General features: G+C 70.0%; 18 protein-coding genes. 11 read left to right on the top strand and 7 right to left on the bottom strand.

The window, feature by feature from the left end; all coding sequences use genetic code 11:
• Nucleotides 1-19: 19 nt before the first annotated feature.
• Genes VGJ14_17080 through VGJ14_17070 form a run of 3 tightly spaced genes read left to right on the top strand, consistent with a single transcriptional unit; the run spans nucleotide 20 to nucleotide 3074 of the window.
• On the top strand, nucleotides 20-1009 hold the full coding sequence (locus VGJ14_17080) for an ABC transporter permease (GenBank protein HEY2834145.1): 990 nt from the start codon (nucleotides 20-22) through the stop codon (nucleotides 1007-1009).
• On the top strand, nucleotides 1006-2058 hold the full coding sequence (locus tag VGJ14_17075) for an ABC transporter ATP-binding protein (protein ID HEY2834144.1): 1053 nt from the start codon (nucleotides 1006-1008) through the stop codon (nucleotides 2056-2058). Before VGJ14_17080 ends, VGJ14_17075 begins: the two co-directional genes overlap by 4 nt.
• Nucleotides 2055-3074, top strand: coding sequence for a dipeptide ABC transporter ATP-binding protein (locus VGJ14_17070; protein ID HEY2834143.1), 1020 nt, complete (start codon nucleotides 2055-2057; stop codon nucleotides 3072-3074). Before VGJ14_17075 ends, VGJ14_17070 begins: the two co-directional genes overlap by 4 nt.
• Here VGJ14_17070 and VGJ14_17065 read toward each other — a convergent pair.
• A complete protein-coding gene (locus tag VGJ14_17065; protein ID HEY2834142.1) occupies nucleotides 3064-4635 on the bottom strand; it encodes an MFS transporter in 1572 nt (523 codons plus the stop codon). The two genes, VGJ14_17070 and VGJ14_17065, sit on opposite strands and share 11 nt — an antisense overlap.
• A 166-nt stretch (nucleotides 4636-4801) precedes the next feature.
• Here VGJ14_17065 and VGJ14_17060 point away from each other — a divergent pair, with 166 nt between their 5' ends.
• From VGJ14_17060 to VGJ14_17030, 7 genes are all read left to right on the top strand, one after another.
• Complete coding sequence (locus VGJ14_17060; GenBank protein HEY2834141.1) at nucleotides 4802-5491, top strand: metal-dependent transcriptional regulator; 690 nt, start codon at nucleotides 4802-4804, stop codon at nucleotides 5489-5491.
• Between the two features lie 7 nt (nucleotides 5492-5498).
• Nucleotides 5499-6143 carry a class II aldolase/adducin family protein gene (locus VGJ14_17055; GenBank protein ID HEY2834140.1) on the top strand — a complete coding sequence of 215 codons (645 nt, stop codon included), beginning with the start codon at nucleotides 5499-5501 and terminating at the stop codon, nucleotides 6141-6143.
• A 128-nt stretch (nucleotides 6144-6271) separates the two neighbouring features.
• Nucleotides 6272-6808, top strand: coding sequence for a DUF6318 family protein (locus VGJ14_17050; protein HEY2834139.1), 537 nt, complete (start codon nucleotides 6272-6274; stop codon nucleotides 6806-6808).
• A 60-nt stretch (nucleotides 6809-6868) separates the two neighbouring features.
• Entirely contained in the window at nucleotides 6869-9808 is a 2940-nt protein-coding gene (gene gcvP, locus VGJ14_17045) for an aminomethyl-transferring glycine dehydrogenase (GenBank protein ID HEY2834138.1), read from the top strand.
• Nucleotides 9809-9824: 16 nt separating this feature from the next.
• Nucleotides 9825-10337, top strand: a complete 513-nt coding sequence (locus tag VGJ14_17040) for a hypothetical protein (GenBank protein HEY2834137.1) — start codon at nucleotides 9825-9827, stop codon at nucleotides 10335-10337.
• Between the two features lie 22 nt (nucleotides 10338-10359).
• The gene (locus VGJ14_17035; protein ID HEY2834136.1) at nucleotides 10360-11004 is read left to right on the top strand and encodes a class I SAM-dependent methyltransferase; all 645 of its coding nucleotides are present in this window, start codon (nucleotides 10360-10362) and stop codon (nucleotides 11002-11004) included.
• Nucleotides 11001-11720 (top strand): SDR family oxidoreductase, encoded by a 720-nt coding sequence (locus tag VGJ14_17030; GenBank protein ID HEY2834135.1) that lies wholly within the window; start codon nucleotides 11001-11003, stop codon nucleotides 11718-11720. The genes VGJ14_17035 and VGJ14_17030 overlap by 4 nt, the downstream gene beginning before the upstream one ends.
• Nucleotides 11721-11733: 13 nt before the next feature.
• On the opposite strand, the gene VGJ14_17025 is transcribed toward VGJ14_17030, so the two are convergent.
• Both VGJ14_17025 and VGJ14_17020 read right to left on the bottom strand, forming a co-directional pair.
• Entirely contained in the window at nucleotides 11734-12237 is a 504-nt protein-coding gene (locus tag VGJ14_17025) for a methylated-DNA--[protein]-cysteine S-methyltransferase (protein HEY2834134.1), read from the bottom strand.
• Entirely contained in the window at nucleotides 12234-13784 is a 1551-nt protein-coding gene (locus VGJ14_17020; protein HEY2834133.1) for an AlkA N-terminal domain-containing protein, read from the bottom strand. The genes VGJ14_17025 and VGJ14_17020 overlap by 4 nt, the downstream gene beginning before the upstream one ends.
• Before the next feature lie 171 nt (nucleotides 13785-13955).
• Here VGJ14_17020 and VGJ14_17015 point away from each other — a divergent pair, with 171 nt between their 5' ends.
• On the top strand, nucleotides 13956-14456 hold the full coding sequence (locus VGJ14_17015; protein HEY2834132.1) for a PaaI family thioesterase: 501 nt from the start codon (nucleotides 13956-13958) through the stop codon (nucleotides 14454-14456).
• On the opposite strand, the gene VGJ14_17010 is transcribed toward VGJ14_17015, so the two are convergent.
• The 4 genes from VGJ14_17010 to VGJ14_16995 form a co-directional block, all read right to left on the bottom strand.
• Nucleotides 14453-14608, bottom strand: a complete 156-nt coding sequence (locus VGJ14_17010) for an alpha-hydroxy-acid oxidizing protein (GenBank protein HEY2834131.1) — start codon at nucleotides 14606-14608, stop codon at nucleotides 14453-14455. The genes VGJ14_17015 and VGJ14_17010 overlap by 4 nt on opposite strands.
• An 84-nt stretch (nucleotides 14609-14692) precedes the next feature.
• Nucleotides 14693-15733 carry an alpha/beta hydrolase gene (locus tag VGJ14_17005; protein HEY2834130.1) on the bottom strand — a complete coding sequence of 347 codons (1041 nt, stop codon included), beginning with the start codon at nucleotides 15731-15733 and terminating at the stop codon, nucleotides 14693-14695.
• A gap of 47 nt (nucleotides 15734-15780) precedes the next feature.
• A complete protein-coding gene (locus VGJ14_17000) occupies nucleotides 15781-16554 on the bottom strand; it encodes an SDR family oxidoreductase (GenBank protein ID HEY2834129.1) in 774 nt (257 codons plus the stop codon).
• A 122-nt stretch (nucleotides 16555-16676) separates the two neighbouring features.
• Complete coding sequence (locus VGJ14_16995) at nucleotides 16677-17501, bottom strand: hypothetical protein (GenBank protein ID HEY2834128.1); 825 nt, start codon at nucleotides 17499-17501, stop codon at nucleotides 16677-16679.
• Nucleotides 17502-17764 lie beyond the last annotated feature (263 nt).

The raw sequence follows: 17764 nt of genomic DNA, 5'->3' as shown, positions 1-17764 counted from the left end.
GCCACCGGGAGGAGGACGCGTGCTGCGCTTTCTGATCCGTCGCATCCTCAGTGCGGTGCTGATCCTCCTGGTGGTCAGCGCGGTGACGTTTTTCCTGTTCTTCGCGCTGCCCGGTAACCCCGCGCGGCTGGTCTGCGGCAAGTCGTGCAACCCCACCCGGTTGGCCGAGATCAAGCACGGACTGGGCCTGGATCGCTCGATCTTCGTGCAGTACTGGGACTTCATGAAGGGGATCTTCGTCGGCCGGGACTACACGTTCGCGGGTCAGCCGACCCACTGCGGCGTGCCGTGCTTCGGCTACTCCTACACCACCAAGCAACAGGTTTGGTCGACGTTGCTGGACCGGTTCCCGGCCACCATTTCGTTGGCCATCGGCGCCGCGACCCTGTTCCTGATCGTCGGTGTCGGGCTCGGCGCGATCGCTGCGTTGCGCGCGCAAACCTGGTTCGACCGGTTCGCGATCTCGTTCAGCCTGATCGGCGCCTCACTACAGATCTACTTCATCGGCCCGCTGCTCAAGAACGTATTCGTCGACCAACTGCACTGGCTGCCCGACCCGCGCTACGTGCCGATCAGCAACAGCCCAACCTCCTGGTTCAAGGGCATGATCATTCCGTGGATCACGTTGGCCATTGTGAGCACCGCGGTGTATGCGCGGCTCACCCGATCGCGGATGCTCGACACGCTCGGTGAGGATTTCGTGCGGGCCGGCCGCGGGCGCGGATTGAAGACCTCGACCCTGCACCTCAAGCACACCGGCCGGGCCACGCTCTCCCCGGTGCTGACCGTGTTCGGCCTGGACCTGGCCGGCCTGCTGTCCGGTGCGGTGATCACCGAGACCGTGTTCAACATCCAGGGCATCGGCAAGCTCGCGGTGACCTCGGTGTTCAACGATGACCTGCCGATGATCATGGCCACGGTGTTGATCGGCGCGGCGTTGGTGGTCATCGCCAACGTGGTGGTGGACATCGCTTACGCGGTGGTCGACCCGCGGGTGCGGCTGACATGACCGAGGCAACCGCGCCGCTGCTGGTCATCGATGACCTGCGGGTGTCCTTCCGCACCGAGGACGGTCTGGTGCAGGCTGTCGACGGGGTCACGTTGCAACTCGAGCGGGGCCGCACGCTCGGCGTGGTAGGGGAATCCGGGTCGGGCAAGACGGTGACCGGGTTGTCCGTGCTGGGTCTGCACGACCCGCGGCGCACCACGGTTCGCGGCTCCATCCGGTTCGACGGCCGGGAATTGGTCGGGCTGGCGGATTCTGCGCTCAACACCATCCGCGGCAACGACATCGCCATGGTGTTCCAGGACGCACTGACCGCCCTGTCGCCGTTCTGGACGGTGGGCAATCAGATCGCCGAGCCGTACCGGAGGCACACCGGCGCCTCGAAGAGGGTGGCCCGCCAACGCGCCATCGACTTGCTCGGCCGGGTCGGCATCCCGCAGCCCGAGCAGCGGGTGGACAGCTACCCGCACGAGTTCTCCGGCGGTATGCGGCAGCGCGCGATGATCGCGATTGCGTTGGCCTGCGACCCGAAGTTGCTCATCGCCGACGAACCGACCACGGCGCTGGACGTCACCGTGCAGGCGCAGATCCTGGACCTGCTGGCCGATCTGCAGGCGGAGTCCGGCACCGCGATTCTGCTGGTCACCCACGACCTCGGGGTGATCTCGCAGGTCGCCGACGACGTGGTGGTGATGTACGCCGGGCGGGTGGTGGAGTCCGGCGCGGCGCGCGACGTGCTGAACCGACCGCAAATGCCCTACACCTGGGGCCTGCTGTCCTCGGTGGCCCGATTGGACGCCACGGCGGGTGACTTGGTCGCCATCCGCGGCACGCCGCCGAGCCTGATCAACCTGCCGGCCGGCTGCGCATTCCTGCCCCGCTGCGATTACCCCGACCAGGCCCCGCCGGGCCTGTGCCGGACGCTGCTGCCGGACCTGCTGCCCTCCGGCGAGACCCTGTCCCGTTGTCACCTCGACCCGGCGCTGCGCCGGCGCATCCTCACCGAGCAGCTGCAGCCGCTCTGGTACGGCGCGCCGGCGGAACCGTCATGACCAGCGTCGAACCGCTGCTCGCGGTGACCGACCTGGTGAAGCACTTTCCGGTACGCAGCAATTCCCTGATCAGCCGTCAGGTTGGCGCGGTACGGGCGGTGGACGGGATCTCCTTCGAGGTGGGCAAGGGCGAGACGCTGGGCCTGGTCGGGGAATCCGGCTGCGGCAAGACCACCACCGGCCGGCTGGTGGCCCGACTGCTGGAGCCCGATGCGGGCGCCATTTCTTTCGCCGGCAAGGAAATCGCGCACCTGGGCAACAAGGAGCTGCGCCCGCTGCGTGGCGAGATCCAAATGATCTTCCAGGACCCGTACGCCTCGTTGAACCCGCGGCACACGGTGGGCTCCATCGTGGCCGCGCCGATGGAGGTCAACAACATCGACCCACCCGGCGGGCGCAAGCAACGGGTTCAGGAACTGTTGGAGACGGTCGGGCTCAACCCCGAGCACTACAACCGCTACCCGCACCAGTTCTCCGGCGGACAACGTCAACGGATCGGCGTTGCCCGGGCGCTGGCCCTCTCGCCGAGCCTGATCGTGGCCGATGAACCGGTTTCCGCGCTGGACGTGTCGATTCAGGCACAGGTGGTCAACCTGCTCGGCCGGCTGCAGCGGGATCTGGGCCTGGCCTACGTGTTCATCGCGCACGACCTCGCGGTGGTGCGCCACGTCTCGCACCGGGTGGCGGTGATGTACCTGGGCAAGATCGTGGAGGTGGCGTCCGCGCGGGCGTTGTACGCCCATCCGCGGCACCCTTACACCCACGCCTTGCTGTCCGCGGTGCCGGAGGTCGATCGCCCGGACGCGCCCGTGCGCGCCGAACGCATCCGGCTCACCGGTGATGTGCCCAGCCCGGTGAACCCGCCGTCGGGGTGCCGGTTCCGCACTCGTTGCCCGCGGGCGCAGGAGCGCTGCGCGAGCGAGGAACCGCTGTTGGTGCCGACCGCGGACGATGGTGGCCACCGGGTCGCCTGCCACTTCCCGGTGACCGAGGCGGATCCGAGGATCACAGCTTGATCAGCACCGGCCCGTCGGCGGCCGGGAGCACGGTCGGCCCCGGCGCGGGCTGCTGACCGATGGTCGCGTGCTCGGGCGCGGGGGCCGAGCGCATCAGCGCCAGCACGGCGAGGCCGGCGAGCACGCCGAGGATCCCGGACAACGCCAGCACGCTCTGCAGACCGGAGACCGCCGCGGCGTGCACGGTGGAATCCAGCGCGACCCGGCCGTCCGGCGGGGCCGCCGCGAGCAGCCCCGGCGCCTGTCCGCCGGCCACCGCGTGGGCGATGCCGGCCACATTGGTCAGGCCGTCGCCTGCCACCACGTGTCGGGCGCGCGCGGCGAACACCGTGCCCAACAGCGCGATGCCGAACGCGTAACCCAATTGCTGCATGGTGCGCACCGAGCCGCTGGCCATGCCGCGGCGGTGCGGCGGTACCTGGTCCATCGCCGCGGCGTTGGAGATCGGGATGGCCAGGCCCACCCCGACGCCGATGAGCGCGTAGCCGGGCATCAGTGCGGGCCAATTCGCCCCACCGTGTACGAACAGCGCACCCATCAATCCGCCGGCCCCGATCAGCAACAGACCGATGCCGATGACCTTGCCGGGCGGCGAGCTGTGCAGCCTGCGACCGATACCCGCCGAGGTGACGAAGGTGGCCAGGGACAGCGGCAGGCCGGTGAGGCCCGACTCGATCGGGCTCATGCCGAGCACCGACTGCAGCCAGATCGAGACGTAGGTGAGGCCGGCGAACGCGGCGAAGTTCAGGGCGATGCCGGACACCAGCACGCCCACGAACGGCTTGTTGCGCAGCAGGCCGAGATCGAACAAAGGCTGGGCGACCCGGCGCTCCACCATCACAAAGCCGATCAGCAGCAACACCGCCGCGGCGACCAGGTTCAGTGTGGCGCGAGACAGCCAGTGATGGTCGTTGGCCCGGATCATCGCGTAGGTCAGCTCACCGGCCGCCGCGGAGAAGAACGCCATCCCGAGCACGTCCACCTTGGCCCGGCCGGTGCGCGGTTCGTCGGGCAGCACCCGCAGACACAGCGCGATCGCGGCCGCGCTCACCGGCAGGTTCACGAAGAAGATCCAGCGCCAGCTCACCAACTGGGTGAGCACGCCGCCGATGATCGGGCCCACCGCGGCCGAGGCCCCGGCGACCGCCCCCCACATGCCGAACGCGGTGCCGCGGTCGCGGCCGGAGTAGGAGCCGGTGAGTAGGGCGACGGTGGTGGCGAACATGGCCGCGGCGCCCGCACCCTGCACCAGCCGGGCGGTGATCAGCAGCCCCGCGTTCGGGGCCAGGCCGCACACCAGGGACGAGACGGCGAACACCGCCAACCCGCCGACGTAGGTCTGCCGGTGCCCGGTCAGGTCGCCCAGCGATCCGGTGCCGAGCACCAGGGCGGCCAGGGCCAGTGCGTAGGCGTCCACCACCCACTGCAGCGAGGAGAACGAGGTGTGCAGGGAGCTCGCCATCTGTGGCAACGCCACGTTGACCACGGTCACGTCGATGAGCAGCATGAATGTGCCCATGCACACGGCCAGCAACGGCAGCCACTTGCGCACCTTGGTCACCTCCTCGCGGTTCCAAGCTCCACCATGCGGGACGCCCCCGACAATCCTGTTTTCCCCAGCGAGTGGCCCGTTTTCCCCAGCGACGGGACCGCTTTGCGTCACCCGGGCCGTTCCTGCGCAAGAATCAGGGGTCGAGGACTTCTCGGATGGATTACGGGGTGGCCGGATGAGTGACCTGATCGATACCACCGAGATGTATCTCCGCACGATTTTCGAGTTGGAGGAGGAAGGCGTCGTTCCGCTGCGCGCCCGGATCGCGGAGCGGTTGGCCCAGTCCGGCCCGACCGTCTCGCAGACGGTGGCGCGGATGCAGCGCGACGGCCTGGTCAGCGTGCAGGGCGACCGTCACCTCGAACTGTCCGCCAAGGGGCGGGAACATGCGACCCGGGTGATGCGCAAGCACCGACTGGCGGAGTGCCTGTTGGTGCAGGTCATCGGCCTGGAGCCGGCCGACGTGCACGCCGAGGCGTGCCGCTGGGAGCACGTGATGAGCGAGGAGGTCGAGCGCAAGCTGCTCGAGCTGCTCGGCCACCCGATGCAGTCCCCGTACGGCAACCCGATTCCCGGCCTGGACGAGCTCGGTGACATCCAGTCCGAGGAATTCCGCGCAGGGCTGGAGTCGCTGGACCAGGTGGCCACCGAGAACGGGGTGTCCGTGGTGGTCCGGCGCATCGGCGAACCCGTGCAGGAGGACCTCTCGGTGATCCGCGGGATGTGGCGCGCCGGGGTGCGGCCGGGCGGCTCGGTGGTTGCCCGCACCTCGCACGGCGGCGTGTTGGTCGGTCGTGGCGGGGAGGCCATCGAGTTGGACAGCGGGCTGGCCTCGCACGTGTTCGTCGAGGTCATGGCCACGTGACGCGCGGGTGAGGCGAGCTGCGGTTCGCGCGCAGCTCGTCGCGGCGGGCGTGCGCGGCAAGGCTGCGGGGTTGTTCGACGGCACGGCCGGCAACCTCAGCGTCCGGGTCGACGAACTGGTCGCGATCACCCCCAGCGGGGTGGACTGCGGGGCGCTGCGCCCGGACCTCATCGGCTGGCATGCACTGGACGGCACCGCCGTGGACGCTGAGCTGCGGCCGTCCTCGGAACTGCCGCTGCACCTGGCGGTGCACGCCGCGCGTGGTCCGGGCGCGGTGGTGCACACCCACTCGCCGGCCGCCGCAGCCGTGTCCACGTTGGTCGATGAACTACCCGCGGTGCACTACTACGCCGCCGCGCTCGGCGAGGTGGTGCGGGTCGCGCCCTACGCGCCGTTCGGTTCCGCGGAACTCGCCGCCGGCGCGGTGAACGCGTTGGGCAATTCCGCGGCGGTGTTGCTCGCCCACCACGGTGCGGTGACCACCGGTCCGGACGTGGCCGATGCCTTGGAGGCGGCTATGAATCTGGAGTGGGTGTGCGATGTTTATCTGCGCGCGGCCGCCGCTGGATCACCGCGAGTGCTCGACCGCAATCAATGCGTGCAGGCATCTGCGGCATTGGCGGCGTATCGCGCGGCTCGCCCGCAGACCTGATGGGTCGTCAGCGGATATTCGCCACGACACGGGTAAATCGTTCAGTGACGGCCCCGGCGGGTGCCCGTCGCTAACCTGAGCTTGTGCTGACTCGACTCTCGCGACTCGCTGTGCCGGTCGTGGCCGGAATGCTTCTGCTGTCCGCCTGCGGGGGTGGCGGCCACAGCAAGGACCCGCTGACCGCCGGCAAGGCCGGCGCGCCCTCGTCCGCCCCGACGCCGGTGCAGGCGCCGATGCCGGACGCGGCGCTCCAGCACACCGACGCCGGCGCCGTCGCGTTCGTCCAGTTCTACTTCAACACCATCCTCACCGACGCCTACGCACAGGGTGACGTGAAGCGTTTGGTGTCGGTCAGCGACCCGAACTGCGTGGTGTGCCGGGCCACCGTCGGCGACATCGCGTTCTTCGCCGCGCAGAACGACAAGCCGCAGGGCGGCGCGGTCACGGCGACCGCGGTGAAGGTGGCGGAGAGCAACAGCGAGGTCACCTCGATCAACCTGACCTACGCGGCGGCGAAGCTGGCCGAGCTCAACCAGGACGGGTCCACCGCCTACAGCGTGAACGCCCGCAGCGGCATCGATTTCATCGCCCAGGTGCAGTGGGACGCGGACCACAACACCTGGCGGATGACGCAGATTCTGGACAAGAAGCTCGTCAAGGGCTGACCCGGCCCTCGCCCGGGCGGCCGGAACTTAACCGGGGACCTGAACCTAAACTGGGTGGACATGACCCCCACCTCCACTTTCGGCCCCTTCGTTGCCCGTCATGTCGGCCCTGACGAGGCAGAGCGGACCCGCATGCTTGCCGCTGTCGGCCACGCCGATCTGGACGCTCTGGCCGTCGCCGCGGTACCGGCGGGCATCCGGTTGCCGTTCGTCGAGCAGCCGACGTTGGCGGTGCCGGAGGCGATCACCGAGGAGGACGTGCTCCGCGCCCTGCGGGAGTTGGCGGGGACCAACACCGTCCGCGCCTCGATGATCGGACTGGGGTACCACGAGACGGTGACCCCGGGTGTGGTCCGCCGCAAGGTGCTGGAGAACCCGGGCTGGTACACCGCCTATACGCCGTACCAACCGGAGATCTCCCAGGGTCGGCTGGAGGCGCTGCTGAACTTCCAGACGGTCATCTCCGACCTGACCGGGTTGGCCACCGCCAACGCGTCGTTGCTGGACGAGTCGACCGCCGTCGCCGAGGCGGTGACGCTGATGCGCCGTTCGGTGGCCGGCATGCCCGAGGGCCGGGTGCTGCTCGACGCGGATTGTCTGCCGCAGACCGTCGCCGTGGTGCGCACCCGGTGCGAGGCGCTGGGCATTGACGTCGAGGTGGCCGACCTGACCGGGGACCTGCCCGGTGGGGATTTCTTCGGTGTGGTCGTGCAGTACCCGGGCGCCTCCGGGCGGCTGCACTCCCGCGTCCACTACTCCTCGCTGGTCGCCGCCGCGCACGCCCGCGGCGCGCTGGTCACCGCTGCCGCGGATCTGCTGGCCTGCACGGTGCTCGCCGCACCCGGCGCCTGGGGCGCGGACGTGGTCGTGGGATCCGCGCAGCGATTCGGTGTACCGATGGGCTTCGGTGGCCCGCATGCCGGCTTCATCTCGGTGCGCGCCGGCCTGGAACGCGCAATGCCCGGCCGACTGGTCGGCATCTCCATCGACTCGGCGGGCAACCCCGCCTACCGGCTCGCGCTGCAGACCCGCGAACAGCACATCCGTCGGGAGAAGGCGACCAGCAACATCTGCACCGCGCAGGTGCTGCTCGCGGTCATCGCCTCGATGTATGCGGTGTACCACGGGCCGGACGGGCTGCGCGCAATCGCCCGTCGCGTGCATGAGCACGCGGCCGGCCTCGCCGCCGCGCTGCGCGCCGGCGGGGTGAACGTCGTGCACGAGCAGTTTTTCGACACCGTGCTCGCCGAGGTGCCCGGCCGGGCCGCGGAGGTCAACGCGGTGGCCCGCTCGCTGGGCATCAACCTCGGCGTCGAGGGCCCGGACCGAGTGCGCATCGCCTGCGCGGAGACCACCACCCCGGCCCGCATCGCCGCGGTGCTCGAGGCGTTCCGGGTGCCGGCGCCCCCCACCCTTGCCCATGTCATGCGTTCCGGGGCGGCAAACCCGGACAAACCGGGCGGCCGGACGGCCATAACGCATGACATGCGCTCCGCGTTGCCGGCCGACCTGGGGCGGGACACCCCGTTCCTCACCGCGCCGGTGTTCAACTCCTATCGCAGCGAGACCGAACTGCTGCGCTACGTGCGGGTGCTCGCCAACCGCGACTACGCGCTGGACCGCGGGATGATTCCGCTCGGCTCCTGCACGATGAAGCTCAACGCGACCGCGGAGATGGAGGCGGTCACCTGGCCCGGCTTTGCGGACATCCACCCGTTCGCACCGGCCGAGGACTGGCCCGGCTACCTGCGGCTGATCCGTGACCTGGAATCCTGGCTGGCCGAACTCACCGGATACGACCGGGTGTCGCTGCAGCCCAACGCCGGATCCGCCGGTGAGCTGGCCGGCCTGCTCGCCATCCGCGCCTTCCACAAGGCCAACGGTGATGCCGGTCGCGACGTGTGTTTGATCCCGTCCTCCGCGCACGGCACCAACGCGGCCTCGGCCGTGATGGCCGGGATGCGGGTGGTCGTGGTCGCCTGCGATGACCGGGGCAATGTGGACCTGGCCGACCTACGGGCCAAGCTCGACAAGCACGCGGAGTCCCTCGCCGCGATCATGGTCACCTATCCCTCCACGCACGGTGTGTTCGAGGAGGGCATCACCGAGCTCTGCCAGTCGGTGCACGCCGCGGGTGGACAGGTCTACATCGACGGCGCGAACTTCAATGCGCTGCTGGGGCTGGCCAAGCCGGGCTCCTTCGGCGGCGACGTCTCGCACCTGAACCTGCACAAGACCTTCTGCATTCCGCACGGCGGCGGCGGTCCGGGCGTCGGCCCGGTGGCGGTGAAGGCGCACCTCGCGCCGTACCTGCCCAACCACCCGATGGTGGACGCGGCCGGCCCGAGCACCGGCGTGGGGCCGATCTCGGCTGCGCCGTTCGGCAGCGCCGGGATCCTGGTGATCCCGTGGGCCTACATCCGGCTGATGGGCGGCGCCGGGCTGACCAACGCCACCGAGGTGGCGATCCTTTCCGCGAACTACATCGCGAGCCGCCTCAACGAGCACTTCCCGGTGCTCTACACCGGACGCAACGGGCTGGTCGCCCATGAGTGCATCCTCGACCTGCGTGCGATCACCAAGGCCACCGGCGTAACCGTCGAGGACGTCGCCAAGCGGCTGATCGACTATGGCTTTCACGCCCCGACCATGTCCTTCCCGGTGGCGGGCACGCTGATGGTCGAGCCCACGGAGAGCGAGGACCTCGTCGAGATCGACCGGTTCTGCGACGCGATGATCGCGATCGCCGGGGAGATCGCGAAGGTCGGCGCGGGCGAGTGGCCGGCCGAGGACAACCCGTTGCGCAACGCCCCGCACACCGCCGAGGTGCTCGCCGCCGCGGAGTGGGCGCATCCGTACAGCCGCGCCGAGGCGGTGTTCCCGATCGGTGTCGTGCCGATGGACAAGTACTGGCCGCCGGTCGGGCGCATCGACAGCGCCTACGGTGACCGCAATCTGGTCTGCTCCTGCCCATCGATTGAGGATCTGGCGGAGGACTGACACGTATCCTGCTGCGGTGCCTACACCAGTTGTGGTCGCCGCCGCGGTTTCGGCGCTCGCGCTGGTGTTGCTGGCCGGGTGCGGCGGGAGTGGAACGAGGACACCGGCGCTGCCGCCGGATCTCACCGGTGTGCTCACCGGGCAGGTGGATTGCGGCGACTCCGGGTTTGTGACGGTGCGTCAGCACAACTACGACTACACCGGGGACGGGGTGCCCGACGCCTTGGTCGCGGTGCGCTGCGACGTCGGCGCCGGTTCCCCGCCGTCCGCGGTGTTCGCAGTAGTGGCCGCCGCGAAGGGGCCGCAGGTGGCGGGCGAGTTGCTGACCCTGGACGCCGATGAGGTGGTCTCCGATCTGTCCGGCAGCGGGCCGACGGCCGTGGTCACCACGTTCGCGTACTCATCCGATGCCGCCCGCTGTTGCCCCGATCTGCAGGCCACGCACACCTATCACTGGACCGGCACCGCGTTCGACGCCGGCACCCGCACCGCCACCCCGCTGCCCAGCACCGCGCCCGGCGACGGCTGAGCAGCCCGGTAACGTTCGGGCGGTGAACCGGACGGACTGGGACGCGCGGTACGCCGCGGAGCCATCGCTGTGGGGCGCGGAGCCGAATCAGTTCGTGCGGGCGCGGGTGGCCGAACTCGAGCCCGGCGTGGCGCTGGATCTGGCCTGCGGCAACGGGCGCAATGCGTTGTGGTTGGCCCGGCGTGGCTGGCGGGTGAGCGCCGTGGACGTCTCCGCGGTCGCGGTGCAGCAGGCCGCCGCGCGCGGCGCGGCGCTGGGTGTGGACGTGGACTGGCAGCAGGCGGACCTGCTGGAGTGGACCCCGCCCGGCGAGGTGGACCTGGCACTGATCTGTTATCTGCACCTGCCGATGCCCGACCTGACGAAGGTACTTCGGACGGCCGGAGGGGCGCTGCGTCCGGGTGGTCGATTGCTCTACGTCGGGCATGCGCGCACGAACCTGGCGCGCGGTTACGGGGGTCCGTCCGACCCGGCGGTGCTCACCGAGATCGCGGACCTGGCCGCGGCGGCGGGCGAGCTGCGCGTGCGCGAACTCGCGCACCTACTGCGGCCGACCGAGGCGGGCGACGCCATCGACATCCTGCTCGACGCCACCCCGTGGGAGGCCCTGCCGGTTGCCCGGGACGGGGACGCCGACCACGGCCACACCCGGGGAGGAGACCGGTGAGCGTGTTGGTCATCACCGGCGGCGGGCGCGGCATCGGCGCGGCCACCGCACGGCTGGCCGCGACGCACGGGTGGGACCTGTGCCTGGCCTATCGCTCCGACGGTGACGCTGCCGCAGCGGTCGCCCGGGAGTGCACCGAGGCGGGAGTCCGGGCGCTGACCGTGCAGGCCGACGTCGCCGTGGAAATGGACGTCATCGACCTGTTCGAGCAGGCCGAGCAATTCGGGCCGCTCGGCGGACTGGTCAACAACGCCGGGGTTATCTCGCCGTTGGGTCCGGTCGCGGAGACCGAGTCCGACGACCTCGAGGAGGTCTTCGGGGTCAACGTGTTCGGCGCGTTCTTCTGCTGTCGCGAGGCCGTGCGTCGGATGCAGACCTCCGGGCAGGGCGGGGCGATCGTCAACGTCTCCTCCCGGGCCGCGGTGCTCGGCGGCGCGGGACGCTACGTCGACTACGCCGCGTCCAAGGCCGCGGTGGATGCCCTCACCGTGGGTCTGTCCGAGGAGGTCGCCGAGTACGGCATCCGGGTCAACGGGGTGCGTCCGGGCATCATCGCCACTGACATCCATCCCGACGATCAGAGCTCGCGCGTCGCCGCGATTCCGCTGGGCCGACTGGGCAACGCCGAGGAGGTCGCCGAGGCCATCGTCTGGTTGCTGTCGCCCGCGGCGTCCTATGTCACCGGCGCCACGCTGGACGTCACCGGCGGACGGTAAACCCTCGATGCGGTCAGAACAGCGAGGGCTCGGCCGGCTTGCGCTCGAGGTTCAGCAGTAGTTGTTTGCGGTCCAGCCCGCCGCCGTATCCGATCAGCGAACCGCCGGAGCCGACCACCCGGTGACACGGCACGACGATCGAGATCGGATTGCGACCGTTGGCCAGGCCCACCGCCCGGAACGCGGTCGGCTGACCGATGCGCCGGGCCAGCTCTCCGTAGGAAATCGTTTCGCCGTAAGGGATTTCCCGTAGTTCGGCCCACACCCGGCGTTGGAACGGGGTGCCGACGTCGTCCACCAACGGCAGGTCGAACTCGGTGCGGTCGCCGTCGAAATACTCCTCCAACTGCCGTAGGGCGGCACCCAATACTCCGTCGCCCGGTGCCGGCGGCCCGAACTCGTCGGAGTCCGGGGCGTGCCGGTGGTCGGTCATGTACACACACGCCAGCCGCTCCTGCTCGGCCACCAGAGTGAGCGGGCCGATGGGGGTGTCCATCACCAGGTGTCGACGGGTCACGATGCCTTCTCCTTGGGTATGCCGAACTCCGGAATCCGGTTGATCGGGTGCGAGCCGGTGGCCCACAGGTACTGCACGGCATAGGACCGCCATGGCGCCCAGCGCCGAGAATGTGCGATCAACGACGCGGGCCGCGCGGGCAGGCCGAGCGCGGTGGCGGCCTGGCGCACCCCCAGATCCGTTGCCGGGAAGGCATCCGGGTCACCCAGCGCCCGCATGGCGAGGACCTCCGTGGTCCACGGTCCGATGCCGGGCAGCTCGGCCAACCGGGCGCGGGCCTCCTGCGGGTCCGCGCCCGCGGAGAGGTTCAGTGAGTCGTCCAACAGTGCGTCCAGGACCGCGCGCATGGTGGCCCGGCGTCCGTTGGGCATGGCCAACCCGGCCGGGTCGATGGCCTCGGGCGGCGGGAACAGATGGGTGAGCCCACCGTCCGGGTCGTCCACCCGCTGTCCGTGCGCCAGCACCAACCTTCCCGCGTGCGTGCGCGCGGCCGCGGTGGACACCTGCTGGCCGAGCACCGCGCGCACCGCGAACTCCGGCCCGTCCACCGTGCGGGGCACCCGCCGCCCCGGAGACTTGATCACGTGCGCGCCCAGCGCCGGATCGGCGGCCAGCGCCTCATCGACCGCGATGGGGTCGGCGTCCAGGTCCAGCAGCCGTCGGCACCGGGCGATGGCCACGCCCAGATCTCGCAGGTCGGCCAGCCGCAACACCGCGGCCACCTGACCCGTCCCCGGCTCGGCCGCGCCGACCGGTGGCCGCAGGGCAACCACGGCCGGCCCGTGCGGCAGCCGCAGCGTGCGGCGATACGCCCCGTCGCGCCACTCCTCGACGCCGGGCACTGCGGTCGCGATCAGGTGACCGAACAGGTTGTCCGGGCACAGCGGGCCGCGGAAGGCCAACCGCAGGGCGATGGTGCTCCAGGTCGAGTGTGCAGTCGAGCACCTGACGTCGTCGTTTTCGCGTGCCTGACTGCACACTCGAGGCAAGGATACGCGGCGCAGGTCGGTCGGCGAGGTCGCGAACACCTCGGCCACGCAGGTGTTGAACGCGCGCACGCTGGCGAACCCGGCCGCAGCGGCCACATCGGTCATCGACAGGTCGGTGGTCTCGATGAGCAGCCGGGCGGTCTGTGCCCGATGCGCACGGGCAATGGCCAGCGGGCCCGCGCCGAGTTCGGCCTGCATGACCCGCTGCACCTGCCGCACGCTGTAGCCGAGCGCTGCGGCGAGGCCGGGCACCCCACCGCTGTCCAGCACCCCGTCGGCAATCATCCGCATCGCGCGGCCCACCACATCGGCGCGAATGTCCCACTGTGGCGAGCCGGGACTGGCGTCCGGCCGACACCGTTTGCAGGCTCCGTATCCGGCCTGCTGCGCGGCCGCCGCGCTCGGGTAGAAGGTGATGTTCGCGGGCTTCGGCATCATCGCCGGGCAGGACGGCCGGCAGTAGATCCCGGTGGTCCGTACCGCGGTGTAGAACCAGCCGTCGAAGCGGGGGTCCTTGGCCTCGACCGCCCGCAGGCAGCTCTCGCGTTCGGTGTGCACGACCCCAGTCTGGCCGGGACCGCGCGCTCGTGCCAGCCGAAATGCGACATGCTCGTCCATGGGACTGACGCCAGGTCAGAAAACTCGGTGGTGCCGGCGGGAATGAAATTCGGGCGCCCCGCGCTGTGTCGGCAGAATGATGTTACTTTCCAGTAGGACCGTGGAGGAGCCGTGCCCGAAACCGATCCCGCCCGCACGCGCAGCTACGGCTGGGCCGACCCGGCGCACACCGCCGCGGGCGCGGTCGACCGGTCCGGCCTGGACTTCGTCCGCGCGATCATCGACGGCGAGCTCCCGCCGCCGCCGATCGCGCTGACCATGGACTTCACCGTCGCCGAGGCCGACAAGGGCCACGTCGTGCTGACCAGCCGCGTACAGGAATGGCAGTACAACCCGATCGGCACGGTGCACGGCGGCGTGTACGCCACCCTGCTGGACAGCGCCACGGGCCTCGCGTTGCAGACCAGCCTGCCGCCGGGCACCAAGTGGACCACGTTGGACCTCACCGTGAAGTATCTGCGCGGCATGTCGCCGGACTCCGGCACGGTTCGCACCATCGGGTCGATCGCGCACCTGGGCCGCCGCACGGCGCTGGCCGAGGCGCGCATGTACGACGAGCAGGACCGGCTGCTGGCGACCGCCACGTCCAGCCTGTTGATCCTGGTGGACTAGCCGGCCACCAGGTCCGAGGTCAGTTCCTCGACGGTGCGCGCGCCGCACAACGCCATGGCGCGGATCATCGTCGTGAAAGCCGTCCAGACCGCCTGCGCCCCGGTCGCGCCACCGGTGGCCAGCCCCCAGATCACCGGCCGACCGATCAGCACCGCCCGCGTAGTAGTCGTAGGCGAGTGGAGTCAGCCCACTACGGGCGGCTGACTCCAGCGCATCGAGGTCCACGCCGGCCGAGGTTAGCTCTGCAGGTTGTGCGCGTGCAGCCAATTGGCCATCTGATCGCGGAACTGCGGCGCGCTGTGTCCGAGGGTGATCGCGTGGCCGGTGTTCGGCAACAGCACGGGCGTCACGTCCCCGCTGCCCACGAACAACTGGGCCTCGTGCGCGGGGTCGTCGAAGAACGCGTCGCTGTCCCCGGTGATCAGCAGCACCGGCACCGTGATCCCGGAGAGAAATATCGAGTCCGCGGCCATGTCGGACGGGATGTACATCAACCCGGCGCACGAGTCCGGCGGCCGGTGTGCGGACACATCGGCGGCGATCGCCGGGTCGGCGTCGTGGAAGAAGTCGGCGGACGCCTGCTGGTCGGTGGTGTCGAGCACCGCATAGCCGTCCGGGGCGGACGGACAGCGCGACTGTTGGTCGGCCACCGCCTGTGCCGCGCGGGGTTTGGTGAACTCCCCGGACGCGACGACGATCAGGTCGTCGATGGCGCCGAACGAGTAGGCCTCGGCCATCACCGCGAAACCGGAGGCAGAGTGTCCGGCCAGGCCCAGCCGCTGTATCAAGGCGCCCGGCCGGCCGTCGCCCCTGCTGTACGTCCCGTGCCGCAACGCGACGACGATCTGATGGGTCACATCGGCCTCGCTGCCGAGGCACACCTTGTTGCCGTTCGGCTTGCCGCTGCCGGGGTAGCCGAGTCGGCTGATGGTCACCGAGACGAATCCGCGCTTGGCCATCTCCGCGACGTAGTTGTAGCCGGGAGCCTTGTCGTAACGCCACAGACTCTCGTCGACCGAGTCCCCGTGCACGTAGAGCGTGGCCGCCGAGATGCGTCCGCCGTGCAGCACCGAACTCGGCCCGGTCAGATGCCCGACCACGTCGTACGCCGCGTCGTCGGCCGGGCAGGCCACGCGGGAGTGGTTGGTGTTCTTGACGTGGAACAGGACCGGTTGGTCGGTGATCGCTTCATCGGCCGCCGTGGCCACGCCGCCCAGCGCCGGCGACGTCGCCGCGATCAAAGCGACAGTGAGCAGCAGACGATAGGGACTTCTCATGATGCCTTCCGCACTGCGGCCGGGGGGAACGGGACGAGCCGAGTGGCTCAGAGCAGCGACGCGGTCCAGCCGTTGTCCACCACATAGGTGGACCCGCTGCAGAACCCGGACAGGTCGCTGGCGAGGAATACCGCCAGCGGAGCCACGTCCTCGACCTCACCCATCCGCCCCTGCTTGGCGGTGATGATCGAGTCGAAGGAGGTACCCAGCGCGGCCTCGAACGCCGGGATGTTCTCGTTCACCAACTCGGTGCCGATGAACGTGGGCAGAATGGAGTTCACCCGGACCTTGTAGGGCCGGAACTCCACCGCTGCGGTCTTGCAGAGGTTGACCACGCCGGCCTTGGCCGCCGCGTAGTGCCCGATCAGCGGCGAACCGGCCAATGCGGTGATCGAGGCCATGCCGATGATCGAGCCGCCACCGGTGGCGGCCATGGCCAGGGCCGCCTCGCGCACCGTGAGGAAGACGCCGTCGAGGTTAACCGAGGTGATCGCCCGCCAGTCGGCCAGGCTCGTTTCGGCCAACGGCTGTGCCTTGCCCACGCCCGCGTTGGCGACGCAGATGTCCAGTCGGCCGTGGCGTTCCACGACGCCCTTCACCAACGCGGCGACCGAAGCCTCGTCGCGCACGTCGCACACCGCGGACTCGGCGCGCGGGAGGGAGTCGGCCACCTCTTTGGCCGAGCCCTCGTTGATGTCAGAGACCACCACCACGGCGCCGGCCGCGGCGTAGGCCTCGGCGATGGCTTTTCCGATTCCGCGTCCGGCACCGGTGATCAGCGCGATCCGGTCGGCCAACAGCGCATTCTGACTGGTCGTCATTTCAACTCCGAGGGTGGGACTGGGACGTACGCCGTCAGCGCAACAGTAACTCGCCGACCGCGGTTCGCAAATGCAGGCCCCGACCCAAAGGAGAAGGTCCGGCGTTGGTGCCGAAGCACAAGTCAGTGGGTGTTTCCGCCGTTGCTGCGGTACACCTTCAACTGCGCGGCGACGGCATCGCGCAGTGCCCGGAGTTGGTCGATGTCCGGGGAGTCCGCCGGGGTATTTGCCAAGCGCTCATCGAGGCGATCCAAAAGTTGGCTCAGTTGGTAGGCCACCGGGTTGGTGGGCGTCGGCGTGGGCGCCGGGGAGGCGCGGTGCTTGTGGTGCTGGGTCGGCGCCACCTTGGCCTGCTGGTCGCTGACCGGACGATCGGGGATCTGCCGGCCGGAGTGGTCGCCGGTGACGCTCACCGCGATCACCGGGGCAGCCACGCCGAGCACCACGACGGCGACCCCGGCAGCGACCAAACGAGCGCGGCCCGTACCGGTGAACGGGACCACCACCGCCCGCAGCGCGTCAGCGTCCGGCGCACCGTTGTCGACGGACGCCAGCGCCGTCTCCGGGTCGGTGACCCCGGCCGCCCGCAGCAACTCGGCGGTGTGCGCGGCGTCCACGTCGGCCACCCGTTGCAGCACGCAGGCCACCCGAGCTGCGGGCATCAGTGCGCCGAGCTCCCGATCCACGTCGCCGGTCTCGGGACGCAACGGGCGGGGGATGCTCACCAACAGGGTTATGCCGGTCCGACCGCCGTTGTGCAGCACTTCGGTGACCAGGGCGGCGAGCGGATCCGGGGCGGCCGCGGCGCGGTGCACGGCCTGTTCGGCCAGCTTGGCCCGACGCCGCCGGCCGAGGGTGGGCGCCAGCATCAGGTAGGCCAGGCGATGCATGCGGTTCGGATCGCGCGGACCCGGGTTTCCGGACTCTCCCGGTTCCCGAATCGACACGATGACCGCTCCCTGCCCCTGATCAGCCGCGGGACCGGCGCTCCCGCCCGACGCAGGAGGTACGGCCATGGAATCAGGCAATTGCCACCAAAGACCCAATTGAGCCTAAAGGTTGCATCTATGCACGCACGATGACCAGGCCGTTCCCGGGAATTCGTTGGCTAAACCCGGGCGCGGAGATCGAAACGGCACGCCGGTCGGTGACCGGCGTGCCGTTGGTTGCTCCGCGGCTCAGTTGTCCGTGTGAATGACGAACTCGTTGG

The sequence above is a fragment of the Sporichthyaceae bacterium genome, from assembly GCA_036493475.1.
In the GTDB taxonomy this organism is placed as follows: Bacteria; Actinomycetota; Actinomycetes; order Sporichthyales; family Sporichthyaceae; genus DASQPJ01.
Note: the sequence above shows the minus strand (reverse complement) of the source record. Positions and strands in the feature narration are given on the sequence as shown.